General features: G+C 69.7%; 19 protein-coding genes. 11 read left to right on the top strand and 8 right to left on the bottom strand.

All coding sequences use genetic code 11. The features are described 5' to 3' along the window. The first annotated feature begins 5 nt into the window (after positions 1-5). On the top strand, positions 6-626 hold the full coding sequence (locus tag ACFVFR_RS12510; RefSeq protein ID WP_383700282.1) for a DsbA family protein: 621 nt from the start codon (positions 6-8) through the stop codon (positions 624-626). 1,146 nt (positions 627-1,772) lie between these two features. Here ACFVFR_RS12510 and ACFVFR_RS12515 read toward each other — a convergent pair. After that, positions 1,773-3,260, bottom strand: coding sequence for a pyridoxal phosphate-dependent decarboxylase family protein (locus ACFVFR_RS12515; protein WP_383700284.1), 1,488 nt, complete (start codon positions 3,258-3,260; stop codon positions 1,773-1,775). A gap of 331 nt (positions 3,261-3,591) precedes the next feature. Here ACFVFR_RS12515 and ACFVFR_RS12520 point away from each other — a divergent pair, with 331 nt between their 5' ends. Continuing rightward, positions 3,592-4,110 (top strand): ACT domain-containing protein, encoded by a 519-nt coding sequence (locus ACFVFR_RS12520; RefSeq protein WP_383700287.1) that lies wholly within the window; start codon positions 3,592-3,594, stop codon positions 4,108-4,110. A gap of 286 nt (positions 4,111-4,396) precedes the next feature. On the opposite strand, the gene ACFVFR_RS12525 is transcribed toward ACFVFR_RS12520, so the two are convergent. From ACFVFR_RS12525 to ACFVFR_RS12540, 4 genes are all read right to left on the bottom strand, one after another. Beyond that, the gene (locus ACFVFR_RS12525) at positions 4,397-4,891 is read right to left on the bottom strand and encodes a methylated-DNA--[protein]-cysteine S-methyltransferase (protein ID WP_383700290.1); all 495 of its coding nucleotides are present in this window, start codon (positions 4,889-4,891) and stop codon (positions 4,397-4,399) included. 7 nt (positions 4,892-4,898) lie between these two features. Continuing rightward, positions 4,899-5,897: an LLM class oxidoreductase gene (locus ACFVFR_RS12530; protein ID WP_383700293.1), complete on the bottom strand. Its 999-nt coding sequence runs from the start codon at positions 5,895-5,897 to the stop codon at positions 4,899-4,901. A 792-nt stretch (positions 5,898-6,689) separates the two neighbouring features. Further along, on the bottom strand, positions 6,690-7,589 hold the full coding sequence (locus ACFVFR_RS12535) for a LysR family transcriptional regulator (protein WP_383700296.1): 900 nt from the start codon (positions 7,587-7,589) through the stop codon (positions 6,690-6,692). A gap of 357 nt (positions 7,590-7,946) precedes the next feature. Beyond that, positions 7,947-8,390: an Lrp/AsnC family transcriptional regulator gene (locus tag ACFVFR_RS12540; protein WP_383700299.1), complete on the bottom strand. Its 444-nt coding sequence runs from the start codon at positions 8,388-8,390 to the stop codon at positions 7,947-7,949. A 514-nt stretch (positions 8,391-8,904) separates the two neighbouring features. Between ACFVFR_RS12540 and ACFVFR_RS12545 the strand changes: the two genes are divergently transcribed. The 8 genes from ACFVFR_RS12545 to ectB all read left to right on the top strand — a co-directional run bounded on the left by ACFVFR_RS12545 (position 8,905) and on the right by ectB (position 17,994). Next, positions 8,905-10,245 (top strand): SidA/IucD/PvdA family monooxygenase, encoded by a 1,341-nt coding sequence (locus tag ACFVFR_RS12545; protein ID WP_383700302.1) that lies wholly within the window; start codon positions 8,905-8,907, stop codon positions 10,243-10,245. Positions 10,246-10,283: 38 nt separating this feature from the next. Then, complete coding sequence (locus ACFVFR_RS12550) at positions 10,284-11,609, top strand: SidA/IucD/PvdA family monooxygenase (RefSeq protein ID WP_383700305.1); 1,326 nt, start codon at positions 10,284-10,286, stop codon at positions 11,607-11,609. Between the two features lie 38 nt (positions 11,610-11,647). Next, positions 11,648-12,064, top strand: coding sequence for a cupin domain-containing protein (locus ACFVFR_RS12555; protein WP_383700308.1), 417 nt, complete (start codon positions 11,648-11,650; stop codon positions 12,062-12,064). Then, entirely contained in the window at positions 12,061-13,263 is a 1,203-nt protein-coding gene (locus ACFVFR_RS12560; protein ID WP_383700311.1) for an NAD(P)/FAD-dependent oxidoreductase, read from the top strand. Before ACFVFR_RS12555 ends, ACFVFR_RS12560 begins: the two co-directional genes overlap by 4 nt. 13 nt (positions 13,264-13,276) lie before the next feature. Continuing rightward, complete coding sequence (gene epsC, locus ACFVFR_RS12565) at positions 13,277-13,849, top strand: serine O-acetyltransferase EpsC (RefSeq protein ID WP_383700314.1); 573 nt, start codon at positions 13,277-13,279, stop codon at positions 13,847-13,849. Further along, positions 13,846-15,501, top strand: a complete 1,656-nt coding sequence (locus tag ACFVFR_RS12570; RefSeq protein ID WP_383700317.1) for a methionine--tRNA ligase — start codon at positions 13,846-13,848, stop codon at positions 15,499-15,501. Before epsC ends, ACFVFR_RS12570 begins: the two co-directional genes overlap by 4 nt. A gap of 95 nt (positions 15,502-15,596) precedes the next feature. Then, positions 15,597-16,493: a hypothetical protein gene (locus ACFVFR_RS12575; protein WP_383700320.1), complete on the top strand. Its 897-nt coding sequence runs from the start codon at positions 15,597-15,599 to the stop codon at positions 16,491-16,493. A 232-nt stretch (positions 16,494-16,725) separates the two neighbouring features. Continuing rightward, positions 16,726-17,994: a diaminobutyrate--2-oxoglutarate transaminase gene (ectB, locus tag ACFVFR_RS12580; protein ID WP_383700323.1), complete on the top strand. Its 1,269-nt coding sequence runs from the start codon at positions 16,726-16,728 to the stop codon at positions 17,992-17,994. 343 nt (positions 17,995-18,337) lie between these two features. Here ectB and ACFVFR_RS12585 read toward each other — a convergent pair whose 3' ends face one another. Genes ACFVFR_RS12585 through ACFVFR_RS12595 form a run of 3 tightly spaced genes read right to left on the bottom strand, consistent with a single transcriptional unit; the run spans position 18,338 to position 21,043 of the window. Further along, complete coding sequence (locus ACFVFR_RS12585) at positions 18,338-19,492, bottom strand: serine hydrolase domain-containing protein (protein ID WP_383700326.1); 1,155 nt, start codon at positions 19,490-19,492, stop codon at positions 18,338-18,340. Continuing rightward, positions 19,485-20,042: a flavin reductase family protein gene (locus ACFVFR_RS12590; RefSeq protein WP_383700329.1), complete on the bottom strand. Its 558-nt coding sequence runs from the start codon at positions 20,040-20,042 to the stop codon at positions 19,485-19,487. Before ACFVFR_RS12590 ends, ACFVFR_RS12585 begins: the two co-directional genes overlap by 8 nt. Then, complete coding sequence (locus ACFVFR_RS12595) at positions 20,036-21,043, bottom strand: LLM class oxidoreductase (RefSeq protein ID WP_383700333.1); 1,008 nt, start codon at positions 21,041-21,043, stop codon at positions 20,036-20,038. The genes ACFVFR_RS12590 and ACFVFR_RS12595 overlap by 7 nt, the downstream gene beginning before the upstream one ends. Positions 21,044-21,129: 86 nt before the next feature. Here ACFVFR_RS12595 and ACFVFR_RS12600 point away from each other — a divergent pair, with 86 nt between their 5' ends. Further along, on the top strand, positions 21,130-21,735 hold the full coding sequence (locus ACFVFR_RS12600; protein ID WP_383700336.1) for a TetR/AcrR family transcriptional regulator: 606 nt from the start codon (positions 21,130-21,132) through the stop codon (positions 21,733-21,735). The last annotated feature ends 986 nt before the right edge of the window (positions 21,736-22,721 follow it).

Here is a 22,721-nt window from a genome sequence, read left to right on the forward strand (position 1 = left end):
AGACCATGAGCGATCAGACCACACGCCACTCTGTTGACTTCTACTTCGACCCCGCCTGCCCCTTCGCCTGGATCACCTCGCGCTGGATCCTGGAGGTCGAGCAGCACCGCGAGCTCGACCTGCGCTTCCGTGTCATGAGCCTGTCCGTCCTCAACGAGGGCCGCGAGGACGTCCCCGAGCGCTACAAGGAGTTCCTGGAGCGCGGTTGGGGCCCGGTCAGGGTCTGCATAGCCGCCGCGCAGCAGCACGGCGAGGAGGTGCTGCGCGACCTGTACACGGCGTTCGGCACCCGCATCCACAACGAGGGCCGTCAGGTGGACCGGACGCTGATCGAGGAGGCGCTGGCGGAGGCCGGTCTGCCGACGGAGCTCGCGGACGCGGCCGACACCACCGCCTATGACGAGGCGCTGCGCAAGAGCCACCACGAGGGCATGGACCCGGTGGGCCAGGAGGTGGGCACGCCGACCCTGCACATCGACGGCGTCGCCTTCTTCGGCCCCGTGCTGACCGCCATCCCCCGTGGTGAGGAGGCCCTCCGGCTCTTCGACGGGGCGCGGCTGCTGGCCGGCTACCCGAAGTTCTTCGAGCTCAAGCGCTCGCGGACCGGCGAGCTGGACTTCTCGTAGAACATCGCGCGGGAGCCGTCCGCGGCATGTCGCGCACGGCTCCCGCGCGACGGACGTGGCGGTACGACCCTGACGGGACGGCTTTGACGGGGCGAACCTGACGGGACGAGAGGGAGGGCCGGTGACCGGCGGCGGGCGCGTCGCGGTGTCACCGGCCCTCACGCGTGCCCGGGCCGAGATCACACCGGTGCCGCGTCGGGCCGAAGCGGTGACGTCGGGCCGAACCGGGCCAGCGCGGAACCCCGGAACCCCGCATTCGGGCAACGGAATTACGGCTTCCCGCTTTTCCCGCGAATGCGCGCGGCGAGAAATCCGGCCACGGAAATGTGCCCGGCCATTCATATGAACCGCCGCCCGGTCGGGGAATGCCCGTGGCCCATCCGTGGCCACACCCGTGATGACCACACGTTCTGGCCCGGGACAACGCGAACACCCCGCGAGGCCGGCCACCCGACGTCGACCGCGCGCGGCGCGCGACGGCGGACTCGTGCGCGGCCCGCGATGGCGGACCCGTGCGCGGCGGCGCCCTCGCCGGTGCTGGCGAAACGGTCCGGGCGAGGGAGCTGGGGGCGGTCCAGGCGCGAGGGCTTGAGGCGGTCCGGAGGGGGCTGAGGAAGTGGAGACGCGGCGCACCCCGTTGTGCGCCGCCTTCGACGGCGACGACACGCGCCGCACCCACGGCGGCCTGCTCGCCGACGTCGGGTCCCGGGCGCGGATCGCCCCGTTCGCTCGCTCCGCTCGCCGCTCCGGTCCGGACCGCGCGCCTGACCGCTGGTCGGCGCGGCCCGGTCGGATGGCACTCGCTGCGGTCGCACGCACCGGAAGTCTCCTCCGGCACATGGGACGACACTGGCCTCGACCACAGCCTGATGACGCTCGGCCGGGCTGGCGCGCCCGACCCCGTACGCCGCTGACGCCGGCCGACTCCCCATCGGCGGCGCCGTCTTCCCGCGGCGCTCGTAACACGTGGTGCCGACCCCGTACCCGTCGCGTCCTCGATCGGGACCGCGCGGGTCGTGGTCGCCGTCGCCCGGGGGCGGCGGCGTGAGCTCCGGCCGCGCTGGCGGCGCCGTGGACAGCGGGCCGGTGACGGGCGAGTGCTCAGCCGCGTACCCGCCGGCCCGGCTCGTCGCCGTGGGCCACCGGTCAGCCGGGGATGCCCACCGCGTCGCGCGCCTTGTCCATCTCGTCCACCAGGGCGGTCACGTCCGCCGCCTCGGTGCGGTAGCTCGTGATGCACAGCCGCAGGGCCGCGCGGCCCGAGAGCCGCACCGGGCTGATCCACGCCTGTCCGCGCTCGACCACCTTGTTCGCGACGGCCGAGTGCCAGGCCCAGCTCTCCGCCGGGCTCAGCGCGGCGTCCACCGCGGGGTCCACGACACACACCAGGGGCAGCGGCGTGTCGTTGATGCGGTGCCAGCCGCTTCCCGCCGAGCGCACGGCCAACAGGTTGCCGAGGGCGGTGTCGCGCTCCACCTGGGTGGCGTAGCCGTCCTCGCCGGTCACGGCCAGGCCGAGGAAGACCTTGAGGCCGATCAGCCGGCGCGACCACTGCACGCTGTTGGTGTAGGGGTCGCTGCCCAGGGTGTCCGCGGGCATGTACGAGGTGCTGACGCGGAAGCTCTCCCCGACGGCCTTCGGGTGCCTGCTGAGGAACATGCCGGCGCCCATCGGGGTGGACATCCACTTGTGGGCGTCGATCGTGACGCTGTCCGCGAGCTCGATTCCGGCCAGCACGGGCCGCAGTCGCTCCGAGAAGGCGACGGTGCCCGCCCAGGCGGCGTCCGCGTGCAGGTCCATGTTCCACTCGGCGGCGCAGGCGGCCAGCTCGGGCAGCGGGTCCAGCGCGCCACCACCGGTCGTACCCGACGTGCCGACCAGCAGGAACGGCAGCTTGCCGGCCTCGACGTCGGCCGCGTGCAGCCGGCGCAGCGCGTCGATGTCCATCCGGAAGCTGGAGTCGACCGGCACCAGGCGCACGGCGTCGCGGCCGAGGCCGGTCATGTGCGCGATCTTCAACCAGGCCAGGTGGCTCTCCGCCGACGCGTACATCACCGGCTGGCCGGGAACGGCCGCCAGACCACGGTCGGCGTACTCGGGGAAGTGTCGGGTGAGCGCGACGAGCACCGCGGTCAGGTTCGCCTCGGCGCCACCGGTGGTGAAGGAGCCGGCCACCGGCGAGGGCATGCCGAGCTTGGTGGCCAGGAAGCGCAGCACGTGCTGCTCGATCTCGACGGCCGCGGGCGCGTGGGTGTACGCGGCGAGCTGCGGGTTGAAGGCCGCGGTGAGCAGGTCGCCGGCGACGCCCCACCAGTGCGGCGTCGGGTTGAACAGCCCGAAGTAGCGGGGGTGTGTGGTGTGCACGATGCCCCGGGCCAGGCTCGTGGCGACGTCGGCCATCACCGACTCGGCGGAGTGCGTGGCCGAAAAGTCGTAACGGCTCACCCACTCGCGTATCTGGGCGCTGTCGAAGGAGACGGGGGCCACGGCCCCGTCCGCGACGCCGTCCGCGTGCTTTCGCACCAACGTGACGGCGTTATCGAGCAGCTCCGCCACCTGCTCCGGGCCGATGTCCAGCGGGCTCGGCTTCTGGAGCCAGGACTCCATTAGATCGGCAGAAATAAGATCACTCATCATCGCCTATCTTGTCTGCTGAGTTCGCGAATCGCGCAGAAAGTTGACCGGGAAATTGCTCCGGCACTGGAAATCTACAACCAGCATGAGCTTCTGCCAAGAGGTGGTTTCAAAAGGCGAGTCGCGTCCGACACCTCAGACATCTCTATGCCGCCGCAGATCCGTAGAGAATTTACGCAGTGCGGCACTTGAAAGAGTGAGAAGCGGGGTAGGTATCCTGTGACCCTCATCGGTCGAATGCGACAGAAGGGGTGGCGCATTCATTCACGCTCAAGTCCCCCGCATTTTCGACCCAGGCACCACCGTTGCTGACACGGCGAAAGGGAGCACAGTGGAGCAGGCCAAGATCACCGACATCGGACATGATCGGTCCGAGGCGAAGATAACCCTCACCGGGGTCCCGGCCAAGGCCAGCGTGACCGGGCAGATATTACGAGCCCTCGCCAGTTCCGGACTGATCGTCGGCACGATTTCTCAGAGTGCGCACCGAACGGCTGACGACCGGATCGATATCACCTTCACCGTCCCGAACAAGCTGGGCTGGCGGGCGATGACGCAGCTTACGGGCATGCGCACCACCTTCGGCTTCGAAGACGTCCTCTTCGACGACCACGTGGGAAGGGTCCGGCTGCGCGGCTTCGGCATACGGGCCGATCCCGGCGTGCTCGCCAAGTTCTGCGAGACGCTCGCGCGCCACCGGATCAGCATTGATCTGATCACCACCTCGGAACTCCAGATATCGGCGGTCTGCCACGATTCCCGACTGAACGAGGCGGTACGCGCGCTCAGTGCGGCATTTCAGCTCACGGATACCGCGGAGCCGAAGGTCTATGCCGATCTAGGACGATAGGAACCATCTGGGTGTACGTCTCATCTGCCCCGGATCGCGATAGCGGATTCCCTACGCACAAAGAATCCGCACCCGATCCGGGGCATCGCGCTGTTCGGGCGGCGCCAGGTGACACCGCTGATCACGACGGCGACGGCGCGTCGGGCCACCGGGCGGAATGTCGGCCGATATTCGCCCGCGGCCCCGCGCCCGGATGCCCGGGCGGTGCGCGCCGTACCGTGATCGACCGTGGCGGCCCACTGAGACATCGCTGCTCGGCGGGCCGCCCCGGTCATCGGAATTCCTCCTAGAAGAGGGAGTCAGCCTGGTTCTCGTGGTGGCGCAACCAGCGCTTGATGTCCAGACCCCACGTGTAGCCGCCGAGACTGCCGTCGGTGCGGTGAACACGGTGGCAGGGCACGAGGACACCGACCCGGTTGACCGCGCAGGCACGTCCAGCCGCGCGCGGCGCTCGGGGCAGCATCTCGCTGTAGGTCATCGTCACCCCCGCTGGCTGATCCCTCAGTCGTTGCCAGGCTCGCTGCATGAGAGAGGTACCGGGCTGACGTACCGCGACGGAGTCGATCGCTGTGAGGTCGCCGTCGAAGTACGCCCGCACCGCCGCTGCCGCGGCGGTCGACTCCTCCCGTGGAACCGTCGGCTCGTACGGAACACGCAAGGAGTCGAACAGGTCCTCAGCCGTGCTGGAAAACCCGCACACCGCCACCGCGCCGTCGTCATGACTGACGATGACCAACGGTCCGACGGGTGTGTCGAGTGTTTCGCTGCCTAGCCGTTCCATCGCTTGGCTACCACGCTGGCTCGCGCGGCGCCGGCGCGGCCAGGGCGGGGAAGTGTGGCACGACTTCCTCGGCCAGCTGGGCGACGGCCTCGTGGGCCGGCCGCGACCCGTTCTGGACGCCCAGTCCCGCGTGGTTGATGCCGGCGTCCTGCCAGCGTCCCAGCAGCTCCAACAGACCGTCGGTGCCGGTCCGCAGGAGGAACCCGCCGCGCAGCGCCGTCGGCGGATGCTTCCGGTCTTCCACCAGATCGATCCACGCGTTGGTCGCCACCGGCTTGAACTGCCCGTTGGGAATGAGCCGGCGCCATGCGGCGGCCTGCGCCCCCAGGGCTCGTGGACCGGCCGCGTTCGCCTGGGCGCCCGGGTAGGTCAACCAGCCGTCGGCGTGCTCCGCGATCCACTTCGGCTCCTGCTGCGAGGAGCCGGTGACCAGGAGCGGAATACGACCGCTGACCGGCTTGGGCAGTACGTCGACACCACCGGCGAGGCGACCGAGCGGCGAGGAGATGGTGGGCTGTTCGGACTCCAGGACGGTCCGGAACATGTCCACCGCTTGCCGGTATCGCTCTCCCCTCGTCCGGAAGTCGATTCCGTAGGCCGGGAACTCGGACGCCCGGTCGCCGGAAGCCACGCCCAGGACCAGGCGGCCACCGGACAACTGGTCGATCGAGGCGGACTGCTTGGCCAGGTCGATCGGGTGTCGCAGGGTGAAGACGGCGCTGCCGGAGGCCAGGGCGATACGCTCGGTGTGAGCGGCCAGCCAGGCCAGATACGTCCAGGGGTCGAAGACCTGCCCGACGTCACCGAAGCTCGGGTCGAACAGGGGCACATCTCGCACCCACAGCGCCGAGAACTCCGACCGGTCGGCCAGTTTGATCGACTCACCCTGTCCGGCCATCTTCGACATGTCACCGGCGTAAGGCCACAACGGCAAGAACAAGCCGACTGTCAGCTTGCCGGGGCCGAACATCTTGGAAAAGCCGGGATGCTCGTCCTTGGGGTCCATCCCAGGTATACCTACTTCCCGCGTAGAAAGGTCGGCTCTGCGCGACGCTATCAGAAAATTCACGGCGCTGAACTGCGCGATCAGGTATAGCGATTCTGAATAGAGATATGCCGGAAACGTATTTCACGTGGCCCCAGGCCGATTAGTTGAGGGGATTCCGCTTAGCGCGTCCTGCGCACGCGAGCTCCCCCGCCACTCTGTGACGTAACTAACCCATGACTCTACGCAGCCCCCTGACCTCGCGTGGAACCGAAGGAACTTCATCCTTCCACGGCTGGAGGCTGCCTCCGCCCACGTCACCCAACTGCTGATCATTCTCGGCCAGTTGCGCTGGCGGGCCCGGATGCGGGCAGGCGCGGCGGGCGGTGCGGCGGGGCCGGCCCGGAGCAGGCGTCGAGCGGCGGGGCGGCGCGTCCGCGCGAACCACCGGGGTCCGGACACGCGTGCGCTCGTGCCCCGATTTCGCTCGTCCATAAGGTGAACGCCGCGCCCGGACGCGCGAAGGCTCCGGCGCGGCTACCCCCGCATTTTGGCCATGTACGTGGCTGACAGGTCGCAGGTGCCCACGAGCGGGCGGAGGTGGTGTTGCCACTGGTCGTGTGGCCCGGGATGGTGTCAGTGAGGGATGAGACGGCCATGGCGGCCACGGCATTCGACGCGGGGTGGCGCTGTGGGGAGCGGCGGACACCCGGGTCGCGCCGGGGCTGGCGGAAAGGCTCACGGGCGTGGAGGGGCGAAGAGTGCGGGAAGTGAAGGCAGTTGGCGCGATGCGGGGGAAGCGATGTCCGGCTGCTATGTGCTGCCGGTCTGCTGCTCGATGGCCTCTTTCGCCACCGCTATGAACTGGCGCAGCGGCGGAGAGAGGCTGTCCGTGCGCCAGGCCAACGCGATCGTGGAGGTCGGGGCGTCGCTGATGTCGACGAACACCAGGTCAGGCCGATTGTAGAACCGGCACGCGCCCTCGGTGGTGATGCTGATGCCATGACCTGCCGCCGCGGCCTGCAGCTCGCTTTCGAATGAGGTGACTTCGGCGCCGACGACTTCCGGAGCACCCTCTCGCTGATCGTTGAACATCCAAAAATCTCGCCACGCCCCATTTCCTGGCGGTGCGATGAGTGATTCCTTGAGCAACTGGGCAACACTGACCTCGGCGCTGTCCGCGAGCGGGTGATCCACCGGCATCGCGGCGACCAGTCGCTCCTCGGTGAACACCAAGTGGTCCAAGCCCGCGGCTTCGTGCGGGAGACGGAGGAAGGCAACATCTGTCGCACGATCAGCAAGCCCCGCCGATGTGTCATTAAAGTCAAACTCCCGCACCTCGACCTTGACATCGGGGAAGCGCTTGCGGAACATCTGTAGCACGAGCGGAGTGAATTCAAGGGCCGCGGCAACCAGGAAGCCCACCTTGAGACGACCGCTCTTGCCTTCGGCCGCGAGCTGCGCCGCGCCGATAGCCTCGTCGAACGCCGCAACGGCAACACGAGCGTTGACCAGGAACTCCGCCCCAGCGGCACTCAGAGTGACGCCGTGTGGATGTCGGATCAGCAGTTGCAGCCCAAGTTCCCGTTCGAGCTGACGGATCTGCCGTGAGAGCGACGGTTGGGCGACTTTGAGACGACCGGACGCCCGAGTGAAGTTGCCTTCCTCGGCCACGCCTATGAAGTAGCGAAATTGCCGTAGATCAACTGTCATGAACGGTGAGTGTACGCTGCGCGTGCGCTTTGTGATCGCTTTCGGTGGCACCGACCGGGCTCGGCCGCGCTCGATTTGGCCAAACCTATTTCTACGCTTATCAATGAATTGTGGGCCGAAGGCGGCATCTGCCGTTCGACCCCGTCATCCCTACGGTGACCTGCGCATTCATCGTGCGCCGCGGCCTCGCCGCCGTCACCTCACGCGTCAATCCGAGTCGCCCAGGCCGCGATGGAGCCGCCTGCCAGATGGATCGCCCGGGAGCGATGTCGTATCGCTCCCAGGGCATCAAACGTATCCATGCGGCGATCTCGCCCTCATCGAAAGCAAGCGTTCGCCTCGCTGCCGGGTGTGATATCACTCATGTCCCGCGAGTAGCCCCCGGTTGCCCTTGACTACCTTCATGGTTAAGTGCGTCGTCACTTGAGCAACTCCGGGCAGCCGGCACAGAGTTTCGGCGTAGAAGCGCTCATACGCAGTGATGTCCGCCACCGCGATACGCAGCAGGTAGTCCGGGTCACCAAAGAGCCGGTGCGCTTCGAGTACCTGGGGCAGGGCCACCACCTTGGCCTCAAATTCGGTCATAAGATGCCAATCCCCTTGTTTCAGCGCCACCGTGGCGAAGGGCTGGAATCCCGAGTCCAGGAAACTGCCGTCGAGGTCCGCTCGGTAACCGCGTATGACCCCAATTCTTTCCAGGTTCCTGACGCGCCGGAGGCACGGCGTCGGAGTCAATCCCACCTTGGCAGCAAGATCGGCATTGGTTAACCGACCGTCCTGTTCAAGCTCATGGAGGATCATGCGATCAATTCTGTCCATGGTGGTTGATCATGCTACAACCCATGCGCAAAAAACAAGGACTTAGCGTCAGTTGCTAGCGACCTTGGGGTACAGTAATTCCAGCGCCCAACAAAGAAGGTCTCGTCGGCTGCCTTCTGACGGGCGTCTGTCTGTGATCGCCGCCATCGGTTACCAGTGAATCCCTTTGACTGCGGAGCTTCGCTGCCGCAAGAGTGGATAAGCGGAACTCTTTATTCTCGGTCAAATCCGGCATCGCCACGCCCACTCGGGCCCGCCCCTCTCCGCGGGTGTCCGAGGGCACGTGACGCCGACCCGGGACCCGCTTCAGCGCCCCCTTAGAGCAGCCCGGAGAAGTCCTTGGGCTGCCCAGGAAAGTACTGCCAGGTCGCCTCGCGACCCGCCTGCGTGTCGCGCCAAAGCTGCATACGGTTTGAATCACCTGTAGGGCTTGTTCCCATTACGCGGCGCCCTCAGCGCTAGGCTTGAACTCAATGCGAGTAAGAGGAGAATTGTCATGTCTTTTCCTGCGCGTGTGCACGACGTTCTCGGTGTTGGTTTCGGTCCCGCCAACCTTGCCTTGGCAATCGCATTAGAGGAGAAGTATCCAAGCCTTGACATACGGTTCCTTGAGGCTCGCCCCACGCCCGACTGGCAGCCCGGCATGCTCCTGAACGGCTCCGACATCCAGAACCACCCGAGCCGTGACCTGGTGACCCTGCGCAACCCCCGCAGCCGCTACAGCTTCATCAACTACCTGCACGAGCAGGGGCGGTTGCTCAAGCACTTCAACCTCCCGATCGAGTTCCCGCTGCGCAAGGAGTACGCCGGCTACATCCGCTGGGCGGCCAGCTTCTTCTCGCACCAGGTGGACTGCGGCCAGCACGCGGTCGGCATCAACGCGGTGGAGAACGCCGGCGAGCGCGTCTGGGAGGTGGAGACCAACTCCGGCCGTCGCTACCTGGCCCGTTCCGTGGTCATGGCCCCCGGCCGCACCCCGTACGTGCCCACCCCGTACGACGCCGCCGCCGCGGAGAGCTCGCGCGTCTTCCACCTGACGCAGTACCTGCCGCGAATCAAGGAACTCGCCGCCGACCAGCCCCCGAAGGCCGTCGCGGTCATCGGTGGCAGCCAGAGCGCCGTCGAGCTCGCGCTCGACCTGCACCGACAGTTCCCCGGCACCCGGGTGATGACGTACCCGCGCTCCTACTCGCTGCGGCTGAAGGACACCAGCCCCTTCAGCGAGGAGGGCTACTTCCCCGAGTTCACCGAGTACTACTTCAACGCCTCGCGGGAGAGCCGGCGCGCGCTGGACGCGTACATGCAGCCCACGAACTACTCCTCGGCCGACGGCGACGTCCTCAAGGAGCTGTACCTGGCCATCTACGAGCAGCAGCTCGACGGTGACCAGCGGCTGTTCGTGCGCGGCAACCTCCAGGCCACCTCGGTGGTGCCGAACGACAAGGGCGTGGTCCTGGACTTCGAGGAGCTGCACACCGGCGAGCAGGTGCGCGACGAGGTCGACTTCGTGGTGCTGGCCACCGGCTTCCGCAACATGGGCCCCGGCCCGCACGAGGAGCTGTGCCCGCCGCTGCTGGCCCCCGTCGCGCAGCACCTCAAGAAGGAGGTGGACGGCCGGCTCGAGGTCAGCCGCGACTACGCGCTGGTCTCCAACGACGAGGCCGAGTCGCTCCCGCCGCTGTTCCTCAACGGCCTGTGCGAGTCGAGCCACGGCATCGGTGACGCCGGCTCGTTCAGCCTGCTGTCGCTGCGGACCGGGACCCTCGCGGAGGGCGTCGCCACCCGCCTGGGCGAGAAGCTGGACGACCCCTCGGACTCTGTCCCGATCGCCCTCTGATCCACCGGACCGCGACCTTCGACGGGAGAAACCCCATCATGCACATCCACGACGTTGTGGTGGCCGGATTCGGCCCCTCCGGCATCTCGCTGGCCGCCGCTATCGAGGACCACGACGACGCACAGGGGACCGGTCCCCTGGACGCGGTCTATCTGGAGCGGAGCGCCACCTCGGCCTGGCAGCCCAACCAGGTCCTGCCGGGCACCGACATCCAGCACCACTTCCTGCGTGACCTCGCCACCCCGCGCGACCCCCGCTCCCGCTTCTCCTTCACCAACTTCCTGATGCAGAGCGGGCGTTTCTACCCGTTCACGCTGCTGGGCGGGTACGTGAGCCGGCTGGAGTGGTCGGAGTACGTGCAGTGGGCGGCGACCCAGGTGCGCAGGCAGGCCGAGTACCACCGGGAGGTGCTGCGCGTGGAGCCCGTCGCCGACGGCGACGGCGCGATCCACGTCGCTCGCGTGGTCAGCCGCGACCCTCGGGACGGCTCCACGCACGAGCACCTGACCCGCAACGTGGTGCTGGCCACCGGCCACGTCGCGTACGTGCCGGAGTCCTTCCAGAAGCACGTCGGTGAGCGGGTCTTCCACGCCAGCGAGTTCCTGCCCCGCATGACCGCGCTGCGCGAGAACCTGGGCCGGGCCCCGCGCTTCGCGATCATCGGTGCCGGTCAGACAGCGGGCGAGATCATCCTGTACCTGGCCAACGCGCACCCCGAGGCGCAGATCCACTCGCTGGTGCGGCACGGCGGCTTCAAGATGTACGAGCTCGGGCACTTCAGCAACGAGGCGTACTTCCCCGCCGAGACGGACTACTTCTACGGCCTGGAGGGCGACGCCCGGGAGCGGGCGCTCGCGCACGCCCGTGCCACCAACTACTCGGCCGTGGACCCGGACGTCTCCACCGCCCTGTACCAGGCGGCCTACCAGGACAAGTTGTCCGGTACCAACCGGCTGCACATGCACCGGCGGGTCGAGGTGGCCGATCTCGCGGTGACCGAGAGCGGGGTGCGGCTGACGACCTCCGAGGTGTACACGGAGGAGGCCGGCTCCATCGAGGCCGACGCGGTGATCCTGTGCACCGGTTACACCGAGCCGCGGTTCCCGACGGCTCTGGAGGCGTTCGCACCCCACCTCGCGTACGACGCCGACGGGCTTCTCAACGTCACCCGGGGCTTCCGCGCCGAGAACAGTGACCGGTGCACGGTCGGCGTCTATCTGGACGGACTGACCGAGTGGCGGCACGGGATCGCCAGCGCGACCTCCTTCAGTCAGATGGCGGCCAAGGCCGACAAGGTCCACCAGGACCTGCGCGCCACCCTCGCGCGCCAGCAGCAGGCCGGCACCGCCGCCCTCGTCGTCTAGCAACGTCGGAACAGCACCGCTCAGGAGAGGAAAGAATCGTGCACTTCTTCACCACACGCCCGGAAGACATGACCTTCGAGGAGACGTTCAACGTCAGCGGCCGGCGCATCTTCCCCTGGGAGGAGGCCGTCCCGAACACGCCGTTCTGGGGTGGTGCCTGGGTGGACGTGGCCCCCGGCGAGACCTCCACGCCGCACAACCACGACGAGTACGAGATGTTCTTCATCACCGAGGGCAGCGGCTCGCTGCGCCTGGGCGAGGAGGAGCGCCGGGTCAACCCCGGTGACACGATCCTGATGACGCCGTTCAAGGACCACGCGCTGACCAACGACGGTGACACCCGGCTGCGGTTCGTCACCATCTGGTGGGGCGGCGCGGAGGCGGTGGCCGCCGAACGTGCCAAGTGGGCGGCCGAGTTCGGGGTCAAGGACGACGCCGCCGGGCCGACTCCGTGACCGCAACCCGCACCGCGGACGCCGTCGTCGTCGGCGGCGGCGTGATGGGGGCGGCCATCGCCTACCACCTGGGCCTGGCCGGGCTGGGTCGCGTCGTCGTGTGCGAGCAGAGCCGGGTCGCCTCCCAGGGCGCCACGGCTCGCTCGGGCGGGCTGCTGCGCCTGCACCACACGACGGCCTGCGACACCCGGCTGACCGCGCTCAGCCTCCCGGTCTTCGAGCAGTGGGCCGAGGTCATCGGGGGCGACTGCGGGTACCGGCGTACCGGCTTCGCCATGCTGGTGGGCGAGGAGCACGTCGAGGCCCTGCGGGTGAACACCGCCGTCGCCGCCGAGGCGATGTCGTACGAACGGGTCGAGGTCATCGACCCGGCCCAGGCCCGGTCGCTGTTTCCGGGCCTGGACCTGGAGGGCGTGGCCGCCGTGGCGTACGAGCCCTCCGGCGGCTACGCCGACCCCGCCGCCACCGCCACGTCGCTGGTCACGGCGGCCCGGCGGCTGGGGGTCGAGGACGCGGAGGGCACGCAGGTCATCCGCGTACTGGAGCGCGACGGTGTCGCCACCGGTGTGGAGACCTCGGCGGGCCGCATCGAGGCGCCACTGGTCGTGCTGACCAGTGGCGCCTGGGGGACCGGGCCGGCCGCCCACCTCGGCGTCGAGGTGCCGGTGGTGCCCCGTCGCATCGGGCTGGCCCAGGTCTCCCTCCCCGGTGCCGGCCGCCGGGGGTCCGACAACCAGCTTCCGACCTGCATCGACGACACCATAGGCAGTTATTTCCGCCCTGGCGGGACGGACCGTTTCTTCTTCGGGGTGCAGAGCCACCCGGACGTGGACCTGGAGCAGGGCGCCGCCCCGCTGACAACCGACGAGGTGAGCGCGGCGGTCTCCGCCGTCTCCCGTCGGGTACCCGCCGTGACCACAGCGCCGCTGGTCGGAACCCGCTCCGGCTACGACGGCTACACCCCGGACAAGCGACCCGTGATCGGCCCGGCCGGACCCGACGGGCTGTATCTGGCCCTCGGTTTCAGCGGCGGCGGATTCAAGCTGGCGCCCGCCGTGGCCGAACTGGCCGCGCGAGAGATCAGCCGGGGTGCGGCCGTCGACGGCAAGGCCGGAGAGCCGCTGCTGGAGCCCTACCGACCGCAGCGTTTCGCGAACGGCAACCTGATCACGCCGGAGGCCCCCTATGTCCACATATAAGTCCACGTTAGAAATGCTGCGCGAGGACCTCGCCACCGTCCGTGCCAAGGACCCGGCGGCGCGCAGCAACCGTGAGGTCCTGCTCTACCCGCACATCCACGCGCTGTGGACCTATCGCCTGTCCAACCGGCTGTGGAAGCGCGGCAACCGCACCGTGGCCCGCGCGCTGTCGCTGCTGGCGCGGGCGGTCAGCGGGATCGAGATCCACCCGGGCGCCACGATCGGGCGGCGTTTCTTCATCGACCACGGCACCGGTGTGGTCATCGGGGAGACGGTGCGCATCGGTGACGATGTGATGCTCTACCACCAGGTCACCCTCGGTTCGGTGGGCTGGTGGAAGGACCTGAAGCGGCCCGCCCGGGCCCGCCGGCACCCGGTGCTGGAGGACGGTGTGATCGTCTGCACCGGCGCCAGCGTGCTCGGTCCGGTCTCCATCGGAGTCAAGGCCAGGGTCGGGGCGCATGCCGTGATCCTGGACGACCTGCCGCCGGACGCCCGGATCGGCGCCGGTGTCACGTACCCCCACGCGTCGAACGACGTCGTCTCCTCCCCCCTGCGTATTGCGGAAGGAAGCAGCGTTTCGTGAACACCTACATCGTCACCAGCGCGCCGCCCAACCCCAACGGGGACCTGCACCTGGGCCACCTCTCCGGCCCGTTCCTCGGCGCCGACGTGCTCAGCCGCCACCTGCGGCAGCGCGGCAACGAGGTCCGCTACGTCGGTTACTCCGACGAGCACTCCTCCTACGTGCCGCGCCGGGCGGCCGAGATCGGCTCCACGCCGTACGAGACCGCGTTGCTCTTCGGCAACCGGATGGAGGAGACGCTCTCGCTGGGCTCGATGCATCACGACTGGTTCACCCGGCCGCTGATGACGCCCAAGCACACCGAGATCGTCCAGGAGTTCTTCACCAAGCTGTGGGAGGAGGGCAAGCTCAAGGTCGTCGAGCTGCCGGTCTTCCACTGCGGCACGTGCGAGCGCTACCTGTACGAGTCCGAGGTACGCGGCGAGTGCCAGTTCTGCTCCGCGCCCTCGGACGGCATCTACTGCGAGGCCTGCGGCCTGGCGCAGGAGTCCGGTGGCCTGGGCGCGGCCAAGTGCACCGCCTGCTGGGAGACGCCGGAGCTGACCACGCTCCAGCGCATCACCTTCCCGCTGGAGGAGTACCGCGAGCAGCTGTTGGCTTATTACGACCGTAACGGCGGCAAGTGGCGGCCCCGACTCCGGGCCTATCTGGAGACGTTGTTCGAGAACGATCTGCCGGTGACCCCGATCAGCCGGCAGGCCGACTACGGCATTCCGGTGCCGCTGGACGGCTGGAACGGGCACATTCTGGACACTTGGTTCAGTGGCATCTGCGGATACCTGGCCGGAACCGCCTGCCTGACCGAGGCCCAGGGGCAGCCGGGGCTGTGGCAGGAGCAGTGGTCCGACCCCGACACCAAGATCGTCAACTTCCTCGGTTTCGACTGCTCCTTCTCGCACGCGGTGCTGTGGCCCGCGCTGCTGCTGGCGCACGGCGACTTCACGCTGCCGGACCAGGTGATCACCAACGAGTTCTACCGGCTTGAGGGTGACAAGTTCTCCACCAGCCGCGGTCACGCGATCTGGGGCGGCGAGTTCCTGCACCAGGTCAACGCGGACGCGCTGCGCTTCCACCTGTGCCTGACCGGGCCGGAGCGGGAGCAGGGCAACTTCGCGATGAAGGAGCTCGTCAACTCGGTGGAGACGATCCTGGTCGACGGGTTGCAGCGGTGGGCGCAGTCGGTGCTCTCGCTGCTGGCCGAGGACTTCGGTTCGACGGTGCCCGAGCACGACGGCCTCACCGAGCCGTTGACCATCTCGCTGCTGGAGCTGCCCAAGGCCATCTCGACCGCGCTGTCGGCGACGTCGTTCTCGCCGCAGCGCGCGACCGGTGAGCTGGCGGCCACGATCGACCGGGCCGTCAAGGACCTGCCGAAGCTGGCCGCGGCGCGGGCCGCGGCCGGTGACTCGGATGCCGCGGGCTCGGCGTACGCCTCGCGTCTGGTGACGCACGTGGAGACGTTGGCCCTGGTCTCGGTGCTGGCCGCCCCGATCATGCCCGGGTGGGCCAACCTGATCGCCAAGCACCTGGGCATCCCGGTCAACGTCCAGACGCGGATGCCAGGTTGGCCGGAACTCGCCGATCTGCTGTTGGTGCCGGCCGGCCGGCAGGTCACGACCCCGCTGCCGGACTTCTTCCACAAGCTCGGGTGAGCTGGGCCGGCATGAGTGTCGTACGCACCGCGTTCGGTACCGCGACCGCTGTTCTGGGAGCGGGAACACTGCTGGTACCCGCGGCACTGGCACCCGTGTCGGAGAGCGGAGCGGTCTCGCTCGTCCTCGCCGGGGCACTGCTCGTCTGGGTCCTGTTGATCGGGGCCGCCGGCGGGACGCGCGAGGCGGGGGCGGCGGAGTTCGTCCGGGAACGGCTCGGACCACGCACGGCGTACGTCGTGCACGGGCTGTACTTCGGCGGCTTCGCCATCGGACAGGCCGTCGTGGTCGGCGCGGCGGGAGAGTTCGCCGGCGCCGGCACGACGGCGTACGTCATCGGGGTGGTGGTGCTGCTGTTGGCCGCGGCGCTGGCCGGGGCCGGTGTCTCGCCGTCGCCCTCGGTGCGGCAGGTGCGGACGCTGGTGGTCCTCGCGCTGACCGCGGTGTGGTGGCTCGCGCCCAGGTCCCTCGACCTGGACACGGGTGACGCGTTCCCGGGCGGATCGGTGCTGCTCCTGGTCCCCCTGCTCTTCGCCTGGGTGGGGTTGGAGTCGACGGTCCCTCCCCTCCGCTCCTCCTCCCGGGCCGGCACCTTCGGTGTCGTCCTGGGGTTGGCGGCCACCGCGGTGCTCTACGCCGTGCTGCTGGACCCCCGGGACGCCTCGGCGCCCGGAGGTCAGGCCGGCGAGAGCGCGCTGGGATGGTTCGCCGCGCTCCTGCTGACCACGTTCTGTCTGACCAACCTGCTCTCGGTCGGGGCCCGTTGGACCCGGCTGCGCCCCGCACCCACCGGGGCGCCGACCGGCCGGGGCCTGGAGCGGCAGGGCATCGCCGTGGCGACCGGCATCGCGTTGGCCGCCCTGAGTCTGGCCGCCGCGTTCGACTGGAGCGTCGCCCTGCTCCTGCTCGGGCCGGGCACGGCCACGGCACTGATCTACGCCCTGCTGGCGCTCTCCGCCATCCGGCAACGGCAGACCCAGCCCGTGTCCTAGGGGTTGCCGCCACCGACCACTTCCCAGGGGGCGGCGCGTGGGCGACGCGCCGCCCCGCCCCGACGCACCACCGGTGCGGCCCCGGTCGCCGACCGGGGCCGCCACCGAGAAAGATCCTTCGTCGACAAGCCCCAAGGGCCGCCTCCGCGACCGCGACCCACCGCCCTGCGCAGCAGCCCGACACACCACACGGCTTCTCGATCCTTCCCCTTGTTTCCCCTCGGAGGATGCTGTGACCATCACGCCCCCTGACCTGAGCGTTTTCGAGACCCTGGAGTCGGAGGTGCGCAGCTACTGCCGTAGCTGGCCCACCGTCTTCGACCGCGCGCAGGGCAGCCACATGTACGACGAGGACGGCCACACCTACCTCGACTTCTTCGCCGGGGCCGGGTCACTCAACTACGGCCACAACAACCCGGTCCTCAAGCGCGCGCTGATCGACTACATCGAGCGCGACGGGATCACGCACGGGTTAGACATGTCCACCACGGCCAAGCGCAGCTTCCTGGAGAAGTTCCAGAGCATCATCCTGCGCCCGCGTGACCTGCCGTACAAGGTCATGTTCCCGGGCCCGACGGGCACCAACGCCGTCGAGGCCGCGCTCAAGCTGGCCCGCAAGGTCAAGGGCCGGGAGACGATCGTCTCCTTCACCAACGCCTTCCACGGCATGACCCTCGGCTCGCTGGCGGTGACCGGCAACTCGTTCAAACGCGCGGGGGCCGGCGTTCCGCTGGTCTACGGCGCGCCCATGCCGTTCGACAACTACCTCCAGGGCCGTACCCCGGACTTCCTGTGGTTCGAGCGGCTGCTGGAGGACCAGGGCTCCGGGTTCAACCACCCGGCGGCCGTGATCGTGGAGACGGTGCAGGGCGAGGGCGGCATCAACGTCGCCCGCGCGCAGTGGCTGCGCGAACTGGCCGACCTGTGCAAGCGGCGGGACATGCTGCTGATCGTCGACGACATCCAGATGGGCTGCGGACGCACCGGCGCCTTCTTCTCCTTCGAAGAGGCCGGCATCGTCCCCGACATCGTCACCGTCTCCAAGTCCATCAGCGGCTACGGACTCCCCCTGGCCCTGACCCTCTTCAAGCCCGAACTCGACGTCTGGGAACCCGGCGAGCACAACGGCACCTTCCGCGGCAACAACCCCGCCTTCGTCACCGCCGCCGCCACCCTGGACACCTACTGGGCCGACGGCCAGATGGAGAAGCAGACCCTCGCCCGCGGCGAGGTCGTGGAGACGAGTCTGCGGGCCATCGCCGACGAGCACCGACGCGCGATCGTCAGCGTCCGGGGCCGTGGCCTGGTGTGGGGTGTGGAGTTCGCCGACAAGGAGCGGGCCACCAAGGTGTGCGCCCGTGCCTTCGAACTCGGCCTGATCGTGGAGACCTCGGGTCCGCAGAGCGAGGTCGTCAAGCTGCTGCCGGCGCTGACCATCTCCACGGAGCAACTGGACGAGGGGCTGCGCGTGCTGGCCCGTGCCATCCGCGAGACCGCCTGAGCCCGCCACGGGCCCCGCGGCCCTGAGCCGCCGGCGCCCGTGGCCCGCCGCGTGAGCATCGAGGTTCCGGTTGACGGGTGATCCTCCCGGGTCACCCCGGCGACCGGGACCCCGGTGTCCGGCCCGCGACCGCTCGGGCGCGAGCGGGCCCGCGCCCAGGTGACGGCCACCCCGGCCCCGCCCCATCCACGGGCGGGGCTCTCGTGCTGCCGAAGCGGCGCCGACGCGGGCCGGTCGTGGCCGGTACACGCCGTGGTGCGCGCACGGAAGACCCCGGGTCCGCGCCCGTCGGCTCGGACCGGGGCCCGTGTTCCGGTCGCGCGCGCTCGTGGTGAGCGCGCGCTCAGCCCGTGTGCTCCGCGTGCGCGTGGCGGGTGACCGCGCGCAGCAGGGCCAGCGTCTCCAGCTCGCGGTTGCTCGCCTCGCCGGTGGTGGTGCCGTACCGTCGGTTGGCGGACAGCTTCACGATGGTGACCCGGTGCGCGGGGGCGACGTAGACGAACTGGTTGTACACGCCGATCGCGGTGAACTCCCCCTCGTCCCCGTCGGGCAGCCACCACTGGTAGCCGTAGCCGACGTCGACGTGGTGCCCGCCGATGATCGGCCCGCCCGTCTTGAGGTGGTCGGCGGCGACCGTGACCGAGTCGCGCACCCACTGCCGGGGCACGATCTGCCGCCCCTGCCACACACCGTCGTTGCGGTAGAGCTCACCGAACTTGGCGTAGTCCCGCGCGGTCAGGTTGAGCCCGGCGTAGGCGAGCTCGGTGCCCTCGGGGTCCACCAGCCAGTAGCCGGGCGCTTCCATGCCCAGCGGCTCGCACAGCTTCTCCTGCGTGTACGCGGTGAGCGAACGACCGGTGGCCCGCGCCAGCAGCGCGCCCAACACCTGGGTCTCGGCCGAGTTGTACCGGCACACCGTGCCCGGCGCGCTCTCGGGCTCCAGGCCGGCCGCGAACTCCGCCAGCGTGGCGCGGGTGAGCCGGTTGAAGTCCGAGGCCGGGTCGTTGTAGTCCTCGTTCCACCGCGCCCCGGAGGACATCTGGAGCACGTCCCTGATCGAGATCCCGTCGTACGCGGAGCCGGCCGGCACCGGTACGTACGAGCTGACCGGGTCGTCCACCGCGCCGATGTGCCCCTCGGCGATGGCGATGCCGACGAGCGCGGAGACGTAGCTCTTGGCGACCGACATGGACAGCCACTGCGCGTCGGCGCCGCCGGTGAGGGCGTACCGCTCGTGCCGGATCGCGCCGTCCACGACCACGAGCAGCGCCGCCGTGTCGGTGTCGGTCAGGAACTCCTCCAGCGAGCGCTCGACGCCGTCGTACGCGAACGTCTCCGGCAGCGTGAGCGCCTCGCCACGCGGCCAGCTGTACGGCCGCGTCGAGGGGGTCAACTCGCTGGTGGGCAGCAGGCGTTGGAGCCGGCTGAAACGCTCGTGCTGGGGCGCCCCGGTGAACAGGTCGAGATCGCCCAGGGTGGTGCGCCCGGGGTCAGTCATCGGCGTCCTCGCGCCGTGCGGGTGTCCCGGTCACCGTCCAGAAGGCACCCCGGTTGAAGACCAGGGGTCCGACGTCGGGCTGGTGGATGTGCGAGCCGGCCATGCCGCCGACCACCAGGCTGTGGTCGGCCACCGGGATGCGCTGCTCCAGTCGGCACTCCAGGGCGGCCACGGTGCCGGCGAGCATCGGGTCGCCCGTGAGGGGCGACGGCTGCCACGCCACCTGCTCGAAGGGGTCCCGCTCCGGCTTGGAGCGCGCGAAGAGCAGGGCCACCTCCTCCTGGTCGGCGGCCAGGAAGTTGAGCACGAAGGTCGACGCGTTCCGCAGGATCGCGTACGTGTTGGACTCGTGGCGGACCGCGGCCACGGCCGTGGGCGGGTTCAGCGAGAGCGACATGACGGCGCTGACCGTCATGCCGTGCGGCCCCGTCGGGCCCGTGGTCGTCAGGATGCTGACACCGGTGGGCAGGTGCCGCATCACGGCACGGAACTCCTCGGGGTCCGCGTCGCCCCCGGGGACCTCGGTCCGCGTGCCCGGTTGGGTCACCATGCCGGCTGGTGGGGCTCGGGGCCGGCGAGGGCGGGGAAGTGCGGTACGACCTCCTCGGCGAGCTGGGCCACGGCCTCGGCGGCGGGGCGCCGGCCGTGCTGGACGCCGAGGGCGGCGTGGTTGACGCCCGCGTCCTGCCAGCGCTGGAGCAGCTCCAGCAGCCCGTCGGTGCCCGTCCGCAGGACGAACCCGCCACGCAGCGGCGTCGGCTTGTACTTGCGGTCCTCGACCAGGTCGATCCACTCGTTGGTGGCAACCGGCTTGAACTGGCCGCCGGGGATCAGCTCACGCCACGCGGCGGCCTTGGAGCCCAGCGCGCGCGGGCCGGCCGGGGTCGTGGTGGGGCCCGGGTAGACCAGCCAGCCGTCGGCGTTCTCCGCGATCCACTGCGGCTTCTGCTGCGAGGAGCCCGTGACCAGCAGCGGGACACGCCCGCTCGTCGGCTTCGGCAACACGTCGACGCCGCCGCCCAGGCGCCCCAGGCTGGAGCTGATGGAGGGGGTGGTGTTCTCGGTCAGCTCACGGAACCAGGTAATGGCGTCGCGGTAGCGCTCACCCCGCGTCACGTGGTCGATGCCGTACGCCGGGAACTCGGAGGCACGGTCACCGGAGGCGGCACCCAACACCACGCGCCCGCCGCTGAGTTGGTCGAGCGAGGCGGCCTGCTTGGCAAGGTCGATCGGGTGGCGCAGGGTGAAGATGGCGCTGCCGGCGGCCAGCGAGATCCGCTTGGTGTGCGCGGCGAGCCAGGCGAGGTAGGTCCACGGGTCGAAGACCTGGCCGGCGTCACCGAATCCGGGGTCGAAGAGCGGCACGTCGCGCACCCACACGGCCGAGAACTCCGACTGGTCGGCCCGCTTGATGGCCTCCCCCTGGCCCTTCATGGCCTTCATGTCACCGGCGTACTGCCACAGCGGAAGGAAGAGGCCGACCGTCAGCTTCCCCTCGCCGAACATCCGCGCGAACCCTGGGTGCGCACCAGGTACGAACGCGTCACTCATGACATCAGCCTTCCCTAGATGGATCGATCGCTCCAGCCTCACGATAGCAGAGTAGATCGATCGATCCATCCGGTAGCCTGGGCGGCATGAACGCCACGGAACGGACAACGGCTCAGCAGGAAGAGCGCAGTGACACCCGAACCCGGCTCGTGGTGGCGACGGCGACGCTGCTGCAACGCCAGGGGTACGAGGGCACCAGCGTCAAGCAGATCCTGCGGGAGGCGGAGGCCACGTACGGCTCCCTCTACCACTTCTTCCCCGACGGCAAGGAGGAGCTGGCGGCCGAGGCGCTGCGCTTCGGCGCCGCCGACTTCACCGACCTGCTGCGGCGCGGGCTCTCCAGCGCCGACGAGCCGGCCCTGGCCGTCGCCAACTGCGCGCACCTGCTGGCCGACACGCTCCGTGAGTCCAACTGGACCGACGGCTGCCCCGTCGCGGCCACCGCGCTGGAGATCATCGGCCGGTCGCCGGTCATCCAGCGCACCTCCGACGAGGCGCTGCGCCAGTGGCGCGACCTGATCGCGGCCAAGCTCCGGGAGGGTGCGGTTCCCGAGGCCAAGGCCACGGCGCTGGCCTGCACCATTCTCTCCACCCTGGAGGGCGCCGAGCTGCTCAGTCGCGTCTCCAGCGACGACGAACCGCTCCACCTCGCGGCGGAGCACCTGGCGCTGCTCGTCAGAGCCAGCCTCTGACGTCTCCCGCCTGGCGGGGATTCGCCGCCGACGCGCCCGGCCGCCGACGCCGGGCCACCGCGACCGCCGCGTCGCGTGCCCGTGAGCCGACACCGAGGACGTCGAGGACACCGAGGCTCCGTCGAGGTGACGGGGCGACAGCGTGGCGCCTCTCGCTCCTCCCGCCGCTGTGCGCGGCGTCCCCTTCATACGGCGCCCACCTCTCCTCGCGGCGACGGCCGTGACCGCGCGGACGCGACCGCGCCCCGACAGCACGTAGGGCGAAACCGGAAGCCGGCTCCGCCCACGCGCCTACGCGTCGTCCGCCGATCGCCGTTGTTTCCAGCGGTCCGCGAGCTGTGCCAGCGTCCACGCGACCTGCGTCACCAGGACACACGCCTGCAAGACGGCCAGCGTTGTCACCATCCGATCCCTCCTCCGGCCGGGATTGAGGCCGACCCCTCGGTGGCGGGGCAGGCCATCCCCCGGTCCCCGGCTGGGCGGCGGAGATCACTTGGTGACATGGGCATGCTAGCCACGCCACGAGGTGGCCCGACAGCCCCGTGGGGTGTGAGCTGGGTCCCCTCGCGGATGGGGTGGCGACGCGGTGCCGGGTGACCCGGGCGTCGGGCGAGATGACGGGACGTCAGCCGGGGTGAGGCGCCGTCGGGCAGGGCGGTGCGCGGTGGGTCACGATGGGGGCATGAGCTACTTCGCCGCCACGCCCGAACCCGACCACCCGGCTGACCCGTGCGCCTCGGCTGGCCCAACGGCCGCTGGCACGACGGCGGGTGGTGGGGCCGCCGATGGTGGGGTGGCTGGTGACGGGGTGGCCGACACGGGAGCGGCCGGCGGTGGCGGGAGTGCGGGCGGGGACGGGGGCGAGGCCGCCGGGGACGAGGCCGGTGTGGCGGGCGGGCTCGACGGTGGCGCGCTGAGCGGCGGCTCCGGCGACGGGGCGGGACCCGGGGCCGCCTTCGGGCCGGCGCACTTTTCACTCGTACTGC

The sequence above is a fragment of the Streptomyces sp. NPDC057702 genome (assembly GCF_042799315.1).
In the GTDB taxonomy this organism is placed as follows: domain Bacteria; phylum Actinomycetota; class Actinomycetes; order Streptomycetales; family Streptomycetaceae; genus Streptomyces.

Bases quoted from the DNA above. Each gene is read 5' to 3' on its own strand.
- ACFVFR_RS12590 (WP_383700329.1), bottom strand. From the start codon at position 20,042: ATGGTGACCCAACCGGGCACGCGGACCGAGGTCCCCGGGGGCGACGCG.
- ACFVFR_RS12585 (WP_383700326.1), bottom strand. From the start codon at position 19,492: ATGACTGACCCCGGGCGCACCACCCTGGGCGATCTCGACCTGTTCACC.
- ACFVFR_RS12535 (WP_383700296.1), bottom strand. From the start codon at position 7,589: ATGACAGTTGATCTACGGCAATTTCGCTACTTCATAGGCGTGGCCGAG.
- ACFVFR_RS12525 (WP_383700290.1), bottom strand. From the start codon at position 4,891: ATGGAACGGCTAGGCAGCGAAACACTCGACACACCCGTCGGACCGTTG.
- ACFVFR_RS12530 (WP_383700293.1), bottom strand. From the start codon at position 5,897: ATGGACCCCAAGGACGAGCATCCCGGCTTTTCCAAGATGTTCGGCCCC.
- ACFVFR_RS12510 (WP_383700282.1), top strand. From the start codon at position 6: ATGAGCGATCAGACCACACGCCACTCTGTTGACTTCTACTTCGACCCC.
- ACFVFR_RS12595 (WP_383700333.1), bottom strand. From the start codon at position 21,043: ATGAGTGACGCGTTCGTACCTGGTGCGCACCCAGGGTTCGCGCGGATG.
- ACFVFR_RS12545 (WP_383700302.1), top strand. From the start codon at position 8,905: ATGTCTTTTCCTGCGCGTGTGCACGACGTTCTCGGTGTTGGTTTCGGT.
- ACFVFR_RS12600 (WP_383700336.1), top strand. From the start codon at position 21,130: ATGAACGCCACGGAACGGACAACGGCTCAGCAGGAAGAGCGCAGTGAC.
- epsC (WP_383700314.1), top strand. From the start codon at position 13,277: ATGCTGCGCGAGGACCTCGCCACCGTCCGTGCCAAGGACCCGGCGGCG.
- ACFVFR_RS12550 (WP_383700305.1), top strand. From the start codon at position 10,284: ATGCACATCCACGACGTTGTGGTGGCCGGATTCGGCCCCTCCGGCATC.
- ACFVFR_RS12540 (WP_383700299.1), bottom strand. From the start codon at position 8,390: ATGATCCTCCATGAGCTTGAACAGGACGGTCGGTTAACCAATGCCGAT.
- ACFVFR_RS12515 (WP_383700284.1), bottom strand. From the start codon at position 3,260: ATGAGTGATCTTATTTCTGCCGATCTAATGGAGTCCTGGCTCCAGAAG.